This is a genomic window from Streptomyces sp. NPDC003247 (assembly GCF_042888135.1).
In the GTDB taxonomy this organism is placed as follows: domain Bacteria; phylum Actinomycetota; class Actinomycetes; order Streptomycetales; family Streptomycetaceae; genus Streptomyces.
Genome location: NZ_JBIAPF010000009.1, coordinates 120182 through 136044, shown reverse-complemented (window position 1 = coordinate 136044; position 15863 = coordinate 120182). Strand labels below are relative to the sequence as shown.

Genomic DNA, 15863 nt, shown 5'->3' with positions numbered 1-15863 from the left:
GCTCGGGAGTTCAGAGCGGGGCCGGATAACATCTGGCCCCGATGGACACCGAAGCACAGTCGACGGAGCGCGACCGCTCCTCCCGCCCTTCCGACACCGCGGACGCCTCGCAGCAGGCCGTGGGACCGGACGGGCCGGAGGGACGGTCGCGTTTCGCGTTGGTGGCGCGGATCACCGACCTGCTCCCGGGCGGCCGGATCAGCCTCACCCTGCTGATCTGCCTGCTCTTCCTGCTGCTCCTGAACGCTTTCGTGGTCAAGCCGTTCCAGATACCCAGCGGATCCATGGAGAACGGATTGAGGATCGGCGACCGCGTTCTCGTAAATAGGTTGGCGTACCGTTTCGGTGCGGAGCCGCGCCGCGGTGACGTGGTGGTGTTCGACGGCACCGGGTATTTCGGGGACGCCGACTACGTCAAACGCGTTGTGGGTGTGGGGGGAGACCACGTGGTCTGCTGCGACGACGAGGGGAGGATCCAGGTGAACGGCCGGCCGGTCGACGAGTCGACGTACCTGTATCCGGGCGACAGCCCGTCCACGGTGCCCTTCGACGTGGAGGTGCCCGACGGCACCCTGTTCGTCCTCGGCGACCACCGCAGTGCCTCCAGCGACTCCCGCGACCACCTGGGCTCACCGGGCGGCGGCATGATCCCCGTCGACGACGTGATCGGCCGCGCCGACTGGATCATGCGGTCCCTCCTCGACGTCACCCGTCTGCACCGCCCGGACGCCTACGCGCGCGTGCCCGCGGCGACGGGTGCGTCGACGGACACGGCGGTCACCCCTGCGGGCGTAGCGGTCACCTCTGCGGGTGCGGTGGTCACTCGTACGGGTGCGGTGATCACCTCTGCGGACGCGGTGGTCACCCATAAGGGTGCGGCGATCACCCCTGCGGGCGCGGTGGTCACGCGTACGGACGCGGTGGTCACCCGTACGGAAGAGGCGTTCACCCGTACGGAAGCGGCAGGCGCCCGTACCGTCGCGGCGGGTACCCCGGCGGACAGGGCGGACGCCCATGGGTAACCGCGGCAAGCCCCGCGGCGTCCCCAGCAGCCCCGCGGACAACCTCCTGCCCACCGGAGCCCGGCGCGCCTCCGGCGCCTCGGCCGGCCGCACCCGCGCGGAGCGGCGCAAGCTCCAGCGCAAGGTCAAGCGCAAGCGCAGGCGCGGCGCCGTCCGGGAGATCCCGCTCCTCGTCGGGGTCGCCGTCCTCATCGCCCTGGTGCTGAAGACGTTCCTCGTGCAGGCCTTCGTGATCCCGTCCGGCTCGATGGAGCAGACCATCCGGATCGGCGACCGCGTCCTGGTCGACAAGTTCACGCCGTGGTTCGGCTCCAAGCCGGAGCGCGGCGACGTCGTCGTCTTCAAGGACCCCGGTGGCTGGCTCAACGACGAGCAGACCACCACCAAGAAGGACGACCCCGTCGGCGTCAAACAGGTCAAGGAGGCCCTCACCTTCATCGGCCTGCTGCCGTCCGACGACGAGAAGGACCTCATCAAGCGGGTCGTCGGCGTCGGCGGCGACCGCGTCAAGTGCTGTGACACGCAAGGGCGGGTCACCGTCAACGGCGTTCCCCTGAACGAGGGGGACTACCTCTACCCCGGCAACGCCCCCTCCGGCACCTCGTTCGACATCACCGTCCCCCAGGGGCGGCTGTGGGTGATGGGCGACCACCGGGACAACTCCGCGGACTCCCGCGCCCACCAGAACACCGACTACGGCGGCACCGTCTCCGAGGACGAGGTGGTCGGGCGGGCCATGGTCATCGCCTGGCCGCTGGGCCACTGGAACACCCTCAAGGAACCGCAAACCTTCTCTTCGGTGACCGACGCGGTCGCCGGGACGGCGGCGTCCTCCCAGACGTCGCATAGGGTTGATCCCGACGATCCGAACGGAACGATCCGACTCCCGAGCCCTGCGGAACTCCCGCTCGTTATGGGAGTGGTGGGCCTGCGTCGTACCTGGGGCAGGCAGCGGCACAGAGTGAGGAGTTGGCGTGGGGGATGTGGCGGTTGGCGCACGGTCCGGGCACGACGGCGAGGAGCACCGCGGACGTCCCGTGGACGCGGCCGACCCGGTGTCCGACGACATCGTGACCTCGGACAATGACGGCCCGGCGGCCGGAGGCGACGGACCCGGCGACGGGCCGCCCCGCACGACCGGGCCGGGGCCGGACGACGGGGCACCCCAGGCGAAGAAACCGCGTTCCTTCTGGAAGGAACTGCCGATCCTCATCGGCATCGCCCTCGTTCTCGCCCTGCTGATCAAGACCTTCCTGGTCCAGGCGTTCTCGATCCCCTCCGACTCGATGCAGAACACCCTCCAGGAGGGTGACCGCGTCCTGGTCGACAAGCTGACGCCGTGGTTCGGTTCCGAGCCCGAGCGCGGCGAGGTCGTGGTCTTCCACGACCCGGACAACTGGCTGGCGGGCGAGCCCACCCTCGAACCGAACGCCGTGCAGACCGTCCTCAGCTGGATCGGCCTGATGCCGTCCGCGGAGGAGAAGGACCTGATCAAGCGGGTGATCGGCGTCGGCGGCGACACCGTCTCCTGTAGCAAGACCGGCCCGCTGAAGGTCAACGGCAAGGCGCTGGACGAGCCGTACGTGTACCCCGGCAACACGCCGTGCAGCATGGACGACCAGGGCGGCCAGTTCACGGTGAAGGTCCCCGAGGGCTACATCTGGGTCATGGGCGACCACCGCCAGAACTCGCGGGACTCCCGCTACAACCAGTCCGACAAGCACCACGGCATGGTCCCCGTCGACGAGGTCGTCGGCCGCGCCGTCGTCAAGGCCTGGCCCATCAACCGCTGGGGCACGCTGCCCGTGCCGGACACCTTCGACCAGAGCGGACTCGACGCCCGGTCGGCTGCCTCCACCGCCCTGACGGTCGCTCCGGAGGGCCTCGCCCTCGCCGGCGTCGTCCCGCTGGCGCTGTGGCGGCGCCGGCGCGCACAGGCGTCCGGGACCCGCTGACCCGTCGCCCGTCCCGTCGTATCCGCTGACCCGTCGCCCGCCCCGCCGTACCCGCTCGGCAAACCCTTTCCCAAGCTTGTGGCCACGGCCGGGGGCGAACGGCTGACCCGGCTCGGTACCGCCGGGTAGGGTGCGGATCCATGGGCGGCGAGAGCACGACACGTACGGCCCCGCACAGCGGCGGCGGCACCAGCAGTGGCCCGGTGGGCAGCCGGACCGGACAGCGTCTGTCCGGTGCGGCGGTCGCGCTGGGCCTCGTGCTGTTCCTCGCCGGATTCGGGTGGGCCGCGCTGACCTACCGGCCGTACACCGTGCCCACCAGTTCCATGGCCCCCACGATCGACGCCGGGGACCGGGTGCTGGCCCAGGTGGTGGACGGCGACGAGGTGCGGCGCGGGGACGTCGTGGTCTTCACCGACAAGACCTGGGCGGACAACGCGCCCGTGGTCAAGCGCGTCGTCGCGGTCGGCGGTGACACGGTCTCCTGCTGCACCGACGGCAAGCTCACCGTCAACGGCCGGCAGATCGAGGAGTCCTATCTGCCCGAGGGCAGCCCCGCCGAGATCAAGAACTTCGCCAGCGTGGAGGTCCCCGAGGGCCGGCTGTTCCTGCTCGGCGACGAGCGCCAGGGCTCACTGGACTCCACCGCCCATCTCACGGACGCGGCCGCCGGCACGGTCGCGCGCGGTGCCGTCAAGGCCCGCGTCGACGCCGTCGTCTGGCCCATGGAGGGCATGCTCGAGCGCCCGACCGGCTTCGAGCCGCTCGGCGCGCTGTCCCGGCAGGGCCCGCTGAGCACGATCGGCTGGCTGATCGTCGTCGGCGCGGCCCTCGTCCTCGGCGGCGGCGCGTACGGCCCGATCGCCCAGCGCGTCACCCGTCGTTCCCGCCCGGAGTCCGCCGGAGTCAGCCGGTGACCGCTGAGACGAGCCGCGCGAGCACCGACTCGTACGAGGGCGGGCTGCGCAGGGTCGCCCGGGTGGTCCTGCTCGACCCCGAGGACCGCATCCTGCTGCTGCACGGCCACGAGCCGGACGATCCGGCCGACGACTGGTGGTTCACGCCCGGCGGTGGAGTGGAGGGCGACGAGACCCGTGAAGAGGCCGCGCTGAGGGAACTCGCCGAGGAGACGGGCATCACCGACGTCGACCTCGGCCCGGTGGTGTGGCGGCGCAGGTGCTCCTTCCCGTTCGCGGGCCGCCGCTGGGACCAGGACGAGTGGTACTACCTGGCCCGTACGGCCGTGACGGTGACCAGGGCCACCGCCCTGACCGAGCTGGAGCGGCGCAGCGTCGCCGGAGCGCGCTGGTGGACGTGTCGGGAACTCGCCCGGACACATGAGACGGTGTATCCGACCAGACTCGCCGAGCTGCTGCAGCGGCTGCTCGACGAAGGTCCCCCGGCCCGCCCCGAAACCCTCGACACGGAAATCGTCTGACGGCTCATGGGACGGGCGCACAATGGGGAGATCGCACGGCTGAAGGGGAACATGCCATGAGCGCCGAGGACCTCGAGAAGTACGAGACCGAGATGGAGCTGAAGCTCTACCGGGAGTACCGCGACGTCGTCGGTCTGTTCAAATACGTGATCGAGACCGAGCGGCGTTTCTACCTGACCAACGACTACGAGATGCAGGTGCACTCGGTCCAGGGCGAGGTGTTCTTCGAGGTGTCGATGGCGGACGCCTGGGTGTGGGACATGTACCGGCCGGCCCGGTTCGTGAAACAGGTACGCGTCCTCACGTTCAAGGACGTGAATATCGAGGAGCTGAACAAGAGCGACCTGGAGCTTCCGGGCGGGTGACGGGCTCCCCCGTACGGGTGGGCTGCTCACTCATGTGGGTGACAGGGTTTTCCACAGTCGCCGAGTTGCACACCAAGATCCATCTCTTCGTCGCGGATGCGTGAACGTGGGCACCGGAGGTGGTGCCCACATGAGCACGGAACTGGCGCGCGGAGCGCTCGGCAGGTACGGCGAGGAACTGGCCGCCCGACGGCTGACCGAGGCCGGGATGACGGTCCTGGAACGCAACTGGCGCTGCGGCAGGACCGGAGAGATCGACATCGTCGCGCGGGACGGCGACGTCCTGGTCGTCTGCGAGGTCAAGACCCGCAGGGGCGGCGGCTTCCAGCACCCCATGGCGGCCCTGACACCCACGAAGGCCCGGCGCCTGCGCGGCCTCGCCGAACGCTGGATCCAGGCACACAGGGGAGCGCCACCGGGCGGCGTCCGCATCGACCTGGTCGGCGTCGTCCTGCCGGACCGCGGAGCCCCCGTCGTCGAGCACGCGCGGGGGGTGGCCTGAGATGGGATTCGCACGGACGTGCTCGGTCGCGCTGGTGGGCGTCGAAGGGGTCGTGGTCGAGGTCCAGGCGGACCTGGAGCCCGGAGTGGCCGCCTTCACCCTGGTCGGGCTGCCGGACAAGAGCCTGAGCGAGAGCCGGGACCGGGTGCGGGCGGCGGTGGTGAACTCGGGAGCCGAGTGGCCGCAGAAGAAACTCACCGTCGGACTCAGCCCCGCCTCGGTACCCAAGGGCGGCAGCGGATTCGACCTCGCCATCGCCAGCGCCGTGCTCGGCGCCAGCGAACGGATCGACCCCCGCGTGCTCGCCGACATCGTGATGATCGGGGAACTGGGGCTCGACGGACGCGTACGGCCGGTGCGAGGCGTGCTGCCCGCCGTGCTGGCCGCCGCCGAGGCCGGCTACGAGCAGGTGGTCGTGCCGGAGTGCGCCGCCGCCGAGGCATCGCTGGTGCCAGGGGTCTCCGTGCTCGGGGTACGCAGTCTGCGGCAGCTGATCGCCGTCCTGGCCGACGAGCCCGTACCGGACGAGGAACGGGACGACCCGGACCGGCCGGACCCGCTCCTGGCCGGCCTGCGGATGCCCGGCACGGCAGCGGCCACCGGCATGCTCGGCGCGGGCGGGCACGACCAAGGACTCGACCTCGCCGACGTCGTGGGCCAGCGCTCGGCACGGACGGCCGTGGAGGTCGCCGCGGCCGGCGGACACCACCTGTTCCTCGAAGGACCCCCGGGCGCGGGCAAGACGATGCTCGCCGAACGCCTCCCCGCCGTACTGCCCCGGCTCACCCGGGAGGAGTCCCTGGAGGTCACGGCGGTCCACTCGGTGGCAGGGCTCCTGCCGCCCGGCAAGCCCCTCATCGACGTTCCCCCCTACTGCGCCCCGCACCACTCCGCCACCATGCAGGCACTCGTCGGAGGCGGCGCGAACATCGCCCGCCCGGGCGCCGTCTCCATGGCGCACCGAGGGGTGCTCTTCCTGGACGAGACCCCGGAATTCAGCAGCCGGGCCCTCGACGCCCTGCGCCAGCCCCTCGAGGCGGGACACGTCGTGATCGCGCGCAGCGCCGGCGTGGTCCGGTTCCCCGCGCGGTTCCTGATGGTGCTCGCGGCCAACCCCTGCCCCTGCGGTCGCTTCTCCCAGCGGGACACCCTGTGCGAGTGCCCGCCCTCGGCGGTCCGCCGCTACCAGGCCCGGCTCTCCGGCCCGCTGCTCGACCGCGTCGACCTCCGCGTCGAGGTGGACCCGGTCGGCAGGGCGGAGCTCGCCCACCGAGGTCCCGGCGGCGAGTCCACGGCGACCGTCGCCGACCGCGTGCGAGCCGCCCGGCAGCGTGCGACGGCCCGGCTCGACGGCACCCCCTGGCGGACCAACAGCGAAGTGCCCGGACGGGAGCTGCGCAGCCGGTTCCGACCCGCGGCCGGGGCGATGGACGAGGCGGAACGGAACCTGGAGCGCGGCGTGCTCACCGCCCGTGGCCTGGACCGGGTCCTGCGCGTCGCCTGGACCGTCGCCGACCTCGTCGGCCATGACCGGCCCGACGCCGTGGACGTCGCCCTGGCGCTCCAACTGCGCACGGGCGTGCCACGCGGGGTGCCGATGGCGCTGGGGGCCCTGACGTGACCGGCGCCGGCGACCCGGACGAGGAGCGGCTCGCCCGGGTCTTCCTGGCCCGGGTCGTCGAGCCCGGGGACGAGACCGGCGGGCGGTGGGTGCGCGAGCGCGGAGCCGCCGAGGTGGCCCGGCGGCTGCGGGACGGCGGAGAGCCCCTGCCCGGGGTCACGGCGCGCAAATGGGCCGGACTCCTGGCGCGGGCCACGCGGGCCGAACCGGAGCGCGACCTGGCCGTCGCACGGGACGCGGGCGTGCGGTTCGTCTGCCCGGGGGACATCGAGTGGCCCCGGCCCCTGGACGACCTCGGGGACGCCCGTCCCCTCGGTCTGTGGGTCCGCGGCGGGCCCAGCCTGCGGATGTGGGCGCTGCGCTCGGTCGCGGTCGTCGGCGCCCGCGCCTGCACCGAGTACGGCGCCCACATGGCCGTCACCCTCGCCGCCGGTCTCGCCGAACGCGGCTGGGTGGTGGTCTCCGGCGGCGCGTACGGCGTCGACGGCGCCGCCCACCGGGGCGCCCTCGGCGCGGGCGGCGCCACCGTGGCCGTCCTCGCCTGCGGGGTCGACCGGCCCTACCCGCGCGGCCACACGGAACTGATCGGCAGGATCGCGGCACAGGGGCTGGTCGTGGGAGAACTGCCGCCGGGCGACCACCCGACACCGAGCAGGTTCGTCCAGCGCAACCGGGTGATCGCCGCGCTCACCCGCGGCACGGTGGTGGTCGAGGCCGCCCACCGCAGCGGCTCGCTGGTCACCGCACGGGCGGCCCTGCGGCTCGGCCGGCACACGATGGGGGTGCCCGGACCCGCCACCAGCGCCCTGTCCGCGGGAGTGCACGAGCTCCTGCGGCAGGAAGCGGTGCTGGTCACCGACGCCGCGGAGGTCGTCGAGCTGGTCGGTGACATGGGCGAGCTGGCGCCGGAGCGGCGCGGGCCGGTGCTGCCGCGCGACCTCCTGCACGCCGGTGCCCGACGGGTCCTGGCCGCCCTCCCCGGCCACCGGGCCGCGACGGCCGACGAGATCGCCCGCGAGGCCTGGACCACCCCGGACGACGCGATCGCGAGACTGTACGAACTCAGGGCACTCGGCTACGTCGAACGACATGGCGACAGCTGGAAGTTGACACGCCAGGCGATGCTCTCCGTCCGAGGAGGACGACACCCGTGTTGACCGACGGGTTCGGCCGTCCGGGGGAACGCCGAACCCCTTGCAAACGACCGCAGTTGACGCGTCCCGGCCGTCACCCGCGGCGACCGTACCGCCCCGGCCCGCCGCCCGCGGCGACGCCTCCGCGGACAGGGCCGACCCGCTTCTTCGCGCACCGCGACACTCCAGTCACGCTACGCTCACAAGGATTCCGGCACAGAACGGCACCCACTGCCCACTTCCCGCAGGACGGCACCACTCGGCACCACCCGGCACCAGACGACAGCACACGGAGCAACGACGACAGCTCACCCCGTACCCCTCCGACCCCCCGTACGTCACGGCAGAACGGCACAAGGCGACGAATGCCCCAGCACACCTCCGGGTCCGACCGGGCGGCGATCCCCCCAGCCGCCCGCGACGGTGGCAGCGCGCGGCCGCCCGCTCCCTCGACGCTCGAGGAGCTGTGGCGCTCGTACAAGGCGACGGGGGACGACCGGCTGAGGGAGCAGCTGATCCTGCACTACTCGCCCCTGGTGAAGTACGTCGCCGGCCGGGTCAGCGTAGGCCTGCCGCCCAATGTGGAGCAGGCGGACTTCGTGTCGTCCGGAGTGTTCGGGCTGATCGACGCGATCGAGAAGTTCGACATCGACCGGGAGATCAAGTTCGAGACGTACGCGATCACCCGGATCCGGGGCGCGATGATCGACGAGCTGCGGGCGCTGGACTGGATCCCGAGGTCCGTGCGGCAGAAGGCCCGCAACGTGGAACGGGCGTACGCGACGCTGGAGGCGCGGCTGCGGCGGACGCCGACCGAGTGCGAGGTCGCCGCCGAGATGGGCATCGCGGTCGATGAACTGCACACGGTGTTCAGCCAGCTGTCGCTGGCCAACGTGGTGGCGCTCGAGGAGCTGCTGCACGTCGGGGGCGAGAGCGGGGACGGTCTCAGCGTCATGGACACGCTGGAGGACACCGCCGCGGACAACCCCGTGGAGGTGGCCGAGGACCGGGAACTGCGCAGATTCCTGGCACGGGCGATCAACACGCTGCCCGACCGCGAGAAGACGGTGGTCACGCTCTACTACTACGAAGGGCTGACCCTCGCCGAGATCGGCAACGTGCTGGGGGTGACCGAGAGCCGGGTCAGTCAGATCCACACCAAATCGGTGCTCCAGCTGCGCGCGAAACTGGCGAGCTTCGGTCGTTGACCTGGCCGGACGACGGAAGTGGGAGCGGAGTCACTCCCGTCGGCGGTGCGGCGTCCGTAAAGTGGTCGACGTGCCAAGGATTCGAGCGGCCTCCGTGGCCGAGCACCGGTCGATGCAGCGAGCCGCCCTGCTGGACGCGGCCCGCTCGCTGCTGTCCGAGGGCGGGACGGAGGCGCTGACCTTCCCCGCCCTAGCCGAGCGGACGGGGCTCGCCCGTTCGTCCGTGTACGAGTACTTCCGGTCCCGCGCCGCCGTGGTCGAGGAACTGTGCGAGGTCGACTTCCCCGTGTGGGCGGCGGAGGTCGAGGCGGCGATGGCCGCGGCCGACACGCCGGCGGCCAAGGTCGAGGCGTACGTACGGCGGCAGCTGGCGCTGGTCGGCGACCGGCGGCACCGGGCCGTCGTGGCGATCTCGGCGAGCGAGCTGGACGCGGGGGCGCGGGAGAAGATCCGCGCCGCCCACGGCGGACTCGTCGCGATGATCGTCGAAGCACTGGGCGAGATGGGGCACGCGGAACCCCGGCTGGCGGCGATGCTGCTCCAGGGCATCGTGGACGCGGCCGTGCGCCGGATCGAGCTGGGAGCCGCGGAAGATCCCGCGGTGATCACGGACGCGGCGGTCGCGATGGTGCTGCGGGGGGTCACCGGCTGAGTCCGGCCGGGCAGGGTGGCGGGGGCGACCTCGCGGTGGGGCCACCGCACCCGTCCCCGCCATCGGGCCCCTCCCCCCTCCCCTCCCCTCCCCCCACCCCCCTCCCATCCCGCCCGCCCCAAGCCCCGCCCCCGACCCGCTCCGCATGCCCGCCCCTACGGAAGCGGTACCCCCGCCACCGGCAGCAGTCGCGGCGGACTCTTTCTCAGCAGTCCTGGCGGCAGCAGTGTGAGCGGGTTCAGATAGGTCTGGCCCCTCAGCAGTCCCCAGTGCAGGCATGGCGTCGTGCAGTGCGAGCCAGTGGGTTCCACGGTGCCGATGACCTCGCCCGCCACCACCTCGTCGCCCCTGGTGACCGATGCCCGCACCGGTTCGTAGGTGGTGCGCAGGTCTGTGCCCGTCAGTTCCACGGAGACCACGCCCCGCCCGGCGACGCGGCCCGCGTACGACACGCGGCCGGTCGCCGCGGCGCGCACCGGTGCGCCGGGTGCCGTCGTGAGGTCCACGCCTCGGTGGCCGCGGGTGTACGCCGTTGCCGGGGGTTCCCAGCCGCGTACCACCGTGGGGCGTGTGCCTACCGGCCAGGACCGGCCGATGGGCGGGGCCGGGGCCGGCGGGGGAGGGGTGGCGGGCGGTGGTGGGGGCGGATTCGCCCAGGCCACGGGGGCCGCCACGGTGATCAGGAGTCCCAGCAGTAGGGCCGTACATCGCTTCGGGTGCATGCGGAAAGGGTCTCGTGACCGGGCCGATCACGGCTGGAACCTGTGGACAACCTTCCGCTTGTGGACGGCGGCGTCACCCGGTGCCCCCCGGGTCCCGTACACTTCTTCTGGCGATCCGGGTCACCGGGTCGACTTCGCACGCCCCGGTACCAGGGCCGACACGGTCGGTCCGCCGGTACTCGCGCCCCTCGGTCCTTCGTGGCTCGGCGCACTGCGGGCGTCAGGCGCGGGAGCCGTCCGGCTCTTGCGGCACAACCGAGAAACCCAAGGAGAACGGCCATGGCCGTCGTCACGATGCGGGAGCTGCTGGAGAGCGGCGTCCACTTCGGTCACCAGACCCGTCGCTGGAACCCGAAGATGAAGCGCTTCATCTTCACCGAGCGCAACGGCATCTACATCATCGACCTGCTCCAGTCGCTGTCGTACATCGACCGCGCCTACGAGTTCGTCAAGGAGACCGTCGCCCACGGCGGCACGGTCATGTTCGTCGGTACGAAGAAGCAGGCGCAGGAGGCCATCGCCGAGCAGGCCACCCGCGTCGGCATGCCCTACGTCAACCAGCGCTGGCTGGGCGGCATGCTCACCAACTTCTCGACCGTCTACAAGCGTCTGCAGCGCCTCAAGGAGCTCGAGCTCATCGACTTCGAGGACGTCGCCGCGTCCGGTCTGACGAAGAAGGAGCTCCTGGTCCTCTCCCGCGAGAAGGCCAAGCTGGAGAAGACCCTCGGCGGTATCCGCGAGATGTCCAAGGTCCCGAGCGCCGTCTGGATCGTGGACACCAAGAAGGAGCACATCGCGGTCGGTGAGGCCCGGAAGCTCAACATTCCGGTCGTCGCCATCCTCGACACCAACTGCGACCCCGACGAGGTCGACTACAAGATCCCGGGCAACGACGACGCGATCCGCTCCGTCACCCTGCTCACCCGTGTGATCGCCGACGCCGTCGCCGAGGGCCTCATCGCCCGTTCCGGCGTCGCCACCGGCGACAAGGGTGAGAAGGCCGCGGGCGAGCCGCTCGCCGAGTGGGAGCGCGACCTGCTCGAGGGTGAGAAGAAGGCCGACGAGGCTCCGGCCGCCGAGGCGCCCGCCGCTGAGGCCCCGGCTGCTGAGGCCCCGGCTGCCGAGGCCCCCGCCGCCGAGGCGCCCGCCGCCGAGGCTCCGGCCGCCGAGGGCGAGCAGGCCTGACCGTCCAGTCAGCGTCGACGGCGGGAGTGGTGACATGAGATCCGCTCCCGCCGTTCACCCGTAGGTCAGCGCAGAGTCGGAGATCTACATCTCCATGTAGATCGCAGACCGTGCAGATCTCCGATCTTCCAGACTTCGAGAAAGATTCACAGACTCATGGCGAACTACACCGCCGCCGACGTCAAGAAGCTCCGTGAGCTCACCGGCGCCGGCATGATGGACTGCAAGAAGGCGCTGGACGAGGCCGAGGGCCAGGTCGACAAGGCCGTCGAGGCGCTCCGCATCAAGGGCCAGAAGGGCGTCGCCAAGCGCGAGGGCCGCTCCGCCGAGAACGGCGCCGTGGTCTCGATCATCGCCGACGACAACTCCTCCGGTGTCCTGGTGGAGCTGAAGTGCGAGACGGACTTCGTCGCCAAGGGCGAGAAGTTCCAGAGCGTCGCCACCGCGATCGCCGAGCACGTCGCCAAGACCTCCCCGGCCGACATCGAGGCCCTGCTCGCCTCCGAGATCGAGGCCGGCAAGACCGTCCAGGCGTTCGTGGACGAGGCCAACGCCAACCTCGGTGAGAAGATCGTCCTGGACCGCTTCGCGCAGTTCACCGACGGTTACGTGATCGCGTACATGCACCGTACGATGCCCGACCTGCCCCCGCAGATCGGTGTCCTCGTCGAGCTGGACAAGCCGAACGCCGAGGTCGCCAAGGGCGTCGCCCAGCACATCGCCGCCTTCGCGCCGAAGTACCTCTCCAAGGAGGACGTGCCGGCCGAGGTCGTCGAGTCCGAGCGTCGCATCGCCGAGGAGACCACCCGCGCCGAGGGCAAGCCCGAGGCCGCGATCGCCAAGATCGTCGAGGGTCGCCTCAACGGCTTCTTCAAGGACGCCACGCTGCTCGGCCAGCCGTACGCGCTCGACAACAAGAAGTCGGTCCAGAAGGTCCTGGACGAGGCCGGTGTCAGCCTGAAGCGCTTCGCGCGCATCAAGGTCGGCATCTGAGTCCGTACCGCGACGGACGCCCGGCCCCTATAGGGTCGGCAGCAGTCGTCCGCGTACGTCGTCACGGGACGTGTGACGGACGACAGCAGATCTGACGAGGAGGCCATTGCCGCGCACGGGTTGCGAACGACATCCCACCGGCAATGGCCTTCTTCGTATGTGCACCACGTGAAAGAGGCGGGATCTCCCATGACCACCAAGGCCCAGAAGAGCGACGACGGCAAGGTACGCGGCCGGTTCCTGCTGAAGCTGTCCGGGGAGGCATTCTCCGGCGGTGGCGGCCTGGGAGTGGATCCCGACGTGGTGCACAAGATCGCCCGCGAGATCGCGGCCGTCGTGCGCGACGGCGCGCAGATCGCGGTCGTCATCGGCGGCGGCAACTTCTTCCGCGGCGCCGAACTCCAGGTGCGCGGCATGGACCGGGCCCGCTCGGACTACATGGGCATGCTCGGCACCGTGATGAACTGCCTCGCCCTCCAGGACTTCCTGGAGAAGGAGGGCATCGACAGCCGGGTCCAGACCGCGATCACGATGGGCCAGGTCGCCGAGCCGTACATCCCGCTGCGGGCCGTGCGCCACCTGGAGAAGGGCCGCGTGGTCATCTTCGGCGCGGGCATGGGCATGCCGTACTTCTCCACCGACACCACCGCCGCGCAGCGCGCCCTGGAGATCGACGCCGAGGCGCTGCTGATGGGCAAGAACGGCGTGGACGGCGTCTACGACTCCGACCCGAAGACCAACCCGGAGGCGGTCAAGTTCGACGCCCTCGGTTACGGCGAGGTCATCACCCGTGAGCTGAAGGTCGCCGACGCCACCGCGGTCACGCTGTGCCGCGACAACAAGCTCCCGATCGTCGTCTTCGAGCTTCTCGCCGAGGGCAATATCGCGCGGGCCGTCAAGGGTGAGAAGATCGGCACGCTGGTGGGTGACGAAGTCAGCCGGGCCTGACCGCAGGACCTCCCGGTCCCACGGTCGAGGACCCCGGTTCGTACGACAACACCTGACCGGGGGACGGAGCCTGGTCGGGGGATGGACAATGTCCTGCCGGTCGGGAACCGTGCAGGAAGAAGACGCGACGCAGCCGGCCGCCGCCACCGACAGGGAACCGCAGCCGGGCCTACTCAAGACACGCAGGAGCAAGTGGTGATCGAAGAGACCCTCCTCGAGGCCGAGGAGAAGATGGAGAAGGCCGTCGTGGTCGCCAAGGAGGACTTCGCCGCGATCCGCACCGGCCGTGCGCACCCGGCGATGTTCAACAAGATCGTGGCCGACTACTACGGCGCGCCGACGCCGATCAACCAGCTGGCTTCGTTCTCCGTGCCGGAGCCGCGCATGGCGGTCGTGACCCCGTTCGACAAGAGCGCGCTGCGCAACATCGAGCAGGCGATCCGCGACTCCGACCTGGGCGTCAACCCGAGCAACGACGGCAACATCATCCGCGTGGTGTTCCCCGAGCTCACCGAGGAGCGCCGCCGCGACTACATCAAGGTCGCCAAGGGCAAGGGCGAGGACGCCAAGGTGTCCATCCGCTCCGTCCGCCGCAAGGCCAAGGACGCGATCGACAAGCTCGTCAAGGACGGCGAGGTCGGCGAGGACGAGGGCCGCCGTGCGGAGAAGGAGCTCGACGACACCACCGCGAAGTACGTCGCCCAGGTGGACGAGCTCCTCAAGCACAAGGAATCGGAGCTGCTCGAGGTCTGATGAACGACTCTTCCTGGGGCGCTCCGCCGCACGCCGGTTCACCGACCGGGTACTGGGGGCCCACTCACCAGGGCCCTGTCCAGGGGGCTTCCCCGGCGGGTCCCGCGTACGATGCGCCTGAGGCGCAGCAGACTCGCCCCATGCCCATCGTCCCCGACGTCCCCGCCGACGACGGACACCAGGATGACGACCGGGGGGCCGCTCGGAGGGGTGGCCCCCTGTTCCGGGACGAGACGTTCCGCGGCGGTGCGGTTCCCGGTGAGGCGACTCACGGTGAGCCGTACCGCGGGGGGACGCCGCCCCCGGGCGGGACGTTCCCCGGCGGGATGCCCCCCGGCGGGGGGTTCCGCGAGGAGACGTTCCGCAACGAGCCGTTCCGCGACGAGACCCCGTCGGCGCTGCCCCCTGCGGCGGTGTCGCAGAATCCGGATCCCATGCCCGACGCCCCGCAGCCGGCGCCCGCCCCGCAGAAGAAGAGCGCGGGCCGGGACCTGGGTGCGGCGATAGGGGTGGGCGTCGGGCTCGGCGCGGTGATCGTCGCCTCGCTGTTCGTGGTGAAGGCCGTCTTCATCGGCGTCATAACGATCGCCGTGGTGGTGGGCCTGTGGGAGCTCACCAGCCGGCTCCAGGAGCGCAAGGGCATCAAGGCGCCCCTGGTGCCGCTGGCGCTCGGTGGTGCGGCGATGGTCGTCGCCGGGTACGTCCGGGGGGCCGAGGGCGCCTGGCTTGCCATGGCCCTGACCGCTCTCGCGGTTCTCGTCTGGCGGATGACGGAACCGCCGGAGGGCTACCTCAAGGACGTCACGGCCGGTCTCTTCGCGGCCTTCTACGTGCCGTTCCTGGCCACCTTCGTCGCCATGATGCTCACGGCCGAGGACGGGGCGCAGCGCGTGCTGACGTTCCTGCTCCTGACGGTGGTCAGCGACACCGGCGCGTACGCGGTCGGCTGGCGCTTCGGCCGGCACAAGCTCGCCCCGCGCATCAGCCCCGGCAAGACCCGCGAGGGCCTGCTGGGCGCGGTGTCGTTCGCGATGGTCGCGGGTGCGCTGTGCATGCAGTTCCTCATCGACGGCGGCACCTGGTGGCAGGGCCTGCTGCTCGGCCTCGCGGTCGCCGCCAGTGCCACGCTCGGCGACCTCGGCGAGTCGATGATCAAGCGGGACCTCGGCATCAAGGACATGGGCACCCTGCTCCCGGGCCACGGCGGCATCATGGACCGTCTGGACTCCCTGCTGCCCACGGCTCCGGTGGTGTGGCTGCTGCTGGTGCTCTTCGTGGGATCGTCCTGACGGAACCCGCCCACCCGCGTCGAGCGAGCCCCCGTCCCCGGCGGACGGGGGCTCGCCGTCGTCACGGCCCGGGGCGG

General features: G+C 71.2%; 16 protein-coding genes and 1 pseudogene. 16 read left to right on the top strand and 1 reads right to left on the bottom strand.

The window, feature by feature from the left end; all coding sequences use genetic code 11:
* Nucleotides 1–41 precede the first annotated feature (41 nt).
* The 11 genes and pseudogenes from lepB (ACFYWQ_RS28780) to ACFYWQ_RS28730 all read left to right on the top strand — a co-directional run.
* Nucleotides 42–761 (top strand): annotated as a pseudogene (lepB, locus tag ACFYWQ_RS28780) (signal peptidase I); the annotation flags it as partial.
* Nucleotides 762–1014: 253 nt separating this feature from the next.
* The gene (gene lepB / locus ACFYWQ_RS28775; RefSeq protein WP_389520256.1) at nt 1015–2109 is read left to right on the top strand and encodes a signal peptidase I; all 1095 of its coding nucleotides are present in this window, start codon (nt 1015–1017) and stop codon (nt 2107–2109) included.
* Complete coding sequence (lepB, locus tag ACFYWQ_RS28770) at nt 1997–2977, top strand: signal peptidase I (RefSeq protein WP_389520255.1); 981 nt, start codon at nt 1997–1999, stop codon at nt 2975–2977. The genes lepB (ACFYWQ_RS28775) and lepB (ACFYWQ_RS28770) overlap by 113 nt, the downstream gene beginning before the upstream one ends.
* A 140-nt stretch (nt 2978–3117) precedes the next feature.
* On the top strand, nt 3118–3894 hold the full coding sequence (gene lepB / locus ACFYWQ_RS28765; protein ID WP_389520254.1) for a signal peptidase I: 777 nt from the start codon (nt 3118–3120) through the stop codon (nt 3892–3894).
* Nucleotides 3891–4415, top strand: a complete 525-nt coding sequence (locus tag ACFYWQ_RS28760; RefSeq protein ID WP_389520252.1) for an NUDIX hydrolase — start codon at nt 3891–3893, stop codon at nt 4413–4415. Before lepB (ACFYWQ_RS28765) ends, ACFYWQ_RS28760 begins: the two co-directional genes overlap by 4 nt.
* Nucleotides 4416–4471: 56 nt before the next feature.
* Nucleotides 4472–4780, top strand: coding sequence for a DUF2469 domain-containing protein (locus ACFYWQ_RS28755; protein WP_003965949.1), 309 nt, complete (start codon nt 4472–4474; stop codon nt 4778–4780).
* Nucleotides 4781–4880: 100 nt separating this feature from the next.
* A complete protein-coding gene (locus tag ACFYWQ_RS28750; RefSeq protein WP_389520251.1) occupies nt 4881–5282 on the top strand; it encodes a YraN family protein in 402 nt (133 codons plus the stop codon).
* Between the two features lies 1 nt (nt 5283).
* Nucleotides 5284–6903, top strand: coding sequence for a YifB family Mg chelatase-like AAA ATPase (locus tag ACFYWQ_RS28745; RefSeq protein ID WP_389520249.1), 1620 nt, complete (start codon nt 5284–5286; stop codon nt 6901–6903).
* Nucleotides 6900–8060, top strand: a complete 1161-nt coding sequence (dprA, locus tag ACFYWQ_RS28740) for a DNA-processing protein DprA (protein ID WP_389520247.1) — start codon at nt 6900–6902, stop codon at nt 8058–8060. The genes ACFYWQ_RS28745 and dprA overlap by 4 nt, the downstream gene beginning before the upstream one ends.
* A gap of 341 nt (nt 8061–8401) precedes the next feature.
* Entirely contained in the window at nt 8402–9244 is an 843-nt protein-coding gene (gene whiG / locus ACFYWQ_RS28735; protein ID WP_389520245.1) for an RNA polymerase sigma factor WhiG, read from the top strand.
* A 94-nt stretch (nt 9245–9338) separates the two neighbouring features.
* Nucleotides 9339–9896, top strand: a complete 558-nt coding sequence (locus ACFYWQ_RS28730; protein ID WP_389520569.1) for a TetR/AcrR family transcriptional regulator — start codon at nt 9339–9341, stop codon at nt 9894–9896.
* 155 nt (nt 9897–10051) lie between these two features.
* On the opposite strand, the gene ACFYWQ_RS28725 is transcribed toward ACFYWQ_RS28730, so the two are convergent.
* Nucleotides 10052–10618: a murein hydrolase activator EnvC family protein gene (locus tag ACFYWQ_RS28725; RefSeq protein ID WP_389520244.1), complete on the bottom strand. Its 567-nt coding sequence runs from the start codon at nt 10616–10618 to the stop codon at nt 10052–10054.
* Nucleotides 10619–10897: 279 nt separating this feature from the next.
* Between ACFYWQ_RS28725 and rpsB the strand changes: the two genes are divergently transcribed.
* The 5 genes from rpsB to ACFYWQ_RS28700 all read left to right on the top strand — a co-directional run bounded on the left by rpsB (nt 10898) and on the right by ACFYWQ_RS28700 (nt 15786).
* The gene (gene rpsB / locus ACFYWQ_RS28720) at nt 10898–11803 is read left to right on the top strand and encodes a 30S ribosomal protein S2 (protein ID WP_389520243.1); all 906 of its coding nucleotides are present in this window, start codon (nt 10898–10900) and stop codon (nt 11801–11803) included.
* A gap of 156 nt (nt 11804–11959) precedes the next feature.
* Complete coding sequence (gene tsf / locus ACFYWQ_RS28715; RefSeq protein ID WP_389520241.1) at nt 11960–12796, top strand: translation elongation factor Ts; 837 nt, start codon at nt 11960–11962, stop codon at nt 12794–12796.
* 189 nt (nt 12797–12985) lie between these two features.
* Nucleotides 12986–13744 (top strand): UMP kinase, encoded by a 759-nt coding sequence (gene pyrH, locus ACFYWQ_RS28710; RefSeq protein ID WP_389520240.1) that lies wholly within the window; start codon nt 12986–12988, stop codon nt 13742–13744.
* A 195-nt stretch (nt 13745–13939) separates the two neighbouring features.
* Nucleotides 13940–14497, top strand: a complete 558-nt coding sequence (frr, locus tag ACFYWQ_RS28705) for a ribosome recycling factor (protein ID WP_389520238.1) — start codon at nt 13940–13942, stop codon at nt 14495–14497.
* On the top strand, nt 14497–15786 hold the full coding sequence (locus ACFYWQ_RS28700) for a phosphatidate cytidylyltransferase (RefSeq protein WP_389520237.1): 1290 nt from the start codon (nt 14497–14499) through the stop codon (nt 15784–15786). The genes frr and ACFYWQ_RS28700 overlap by 1 nt, the downstream gene beginning before the upstream one ends.
* Nucleotides 15787–15863: the final 77 nt, after the last annotated feature.

Bases quoted from the DNA above. Each gene is read 5' to 3' on its own strand.
- lepB (WP_389520256.1), top strand. From the start codon at position 1,015: ATGGGTAACCGCGGCAAGCCCCGCGGCGTCCCCAGCAGCCCCGCGGAC.
- lepB (WP_389520254.1), top strand. From the start codon at position 3,118: ATGGGCGGCGAGAGCACGACACGTACGGCCCCGCACAGCGGCGGCGGC.
- ACFYWQ_RS28755 (WP_003965949.1), top strand. From the start codon at position 4,472: ATGAGCGCCGAGGACCTCGAGAAGTACGAGACCGAGATGGAGCTGAAG.
- ACFYWQ_RS28745 (WP_389520249.1), top strand. From the start codon at position 5,284: ATGGGATTCGCACGGACGTGCTCGGTCGCGCTGGTGGGCGTCGAAGGG.
- whiG (WP_389520245.1), top strand. From the start codon at position 8,402: ATGCCCCAGCACACCTCCGGGTCCGACCGGGCGGCGATCCCCCCAGCC.
- ACFYWQ_RS28725 (WP_389520244.1), bottom strand. From the start codon at position 10,618: ATGCACCCGAAGCGATGTACGGCCCTACTGCTGGGACTCCTGATCACC.
- rpsB (WP_389520243.1), top strand. From the start codon at position 10,898: ATGGCCGTCGTCACGATGCGGGAGCTGCTGGAGAGCGGCGTCCACTTC.
- tsf (WP_389520241.1), top strand. From the start codon at position 11,960: ATGGCGAACTACACCGCCGCCGACGTCAAGAAGCTCCGTGAGCTCACC.
- pyrH (WP_389520240.1), top strand. From the start codon at position 12,986: ATGACCACCAAGGCCCAGAAGAGCGACGACGGCAAGGTACGCGGCCGG.
- ACFYWQ_RS28700 (WP_389520237.1), top strand. From the start codon at position 14,497: ATGAACGACTCTTCCTGGGGCGCTCCGCCGCACGCCGGTTCACCGACC.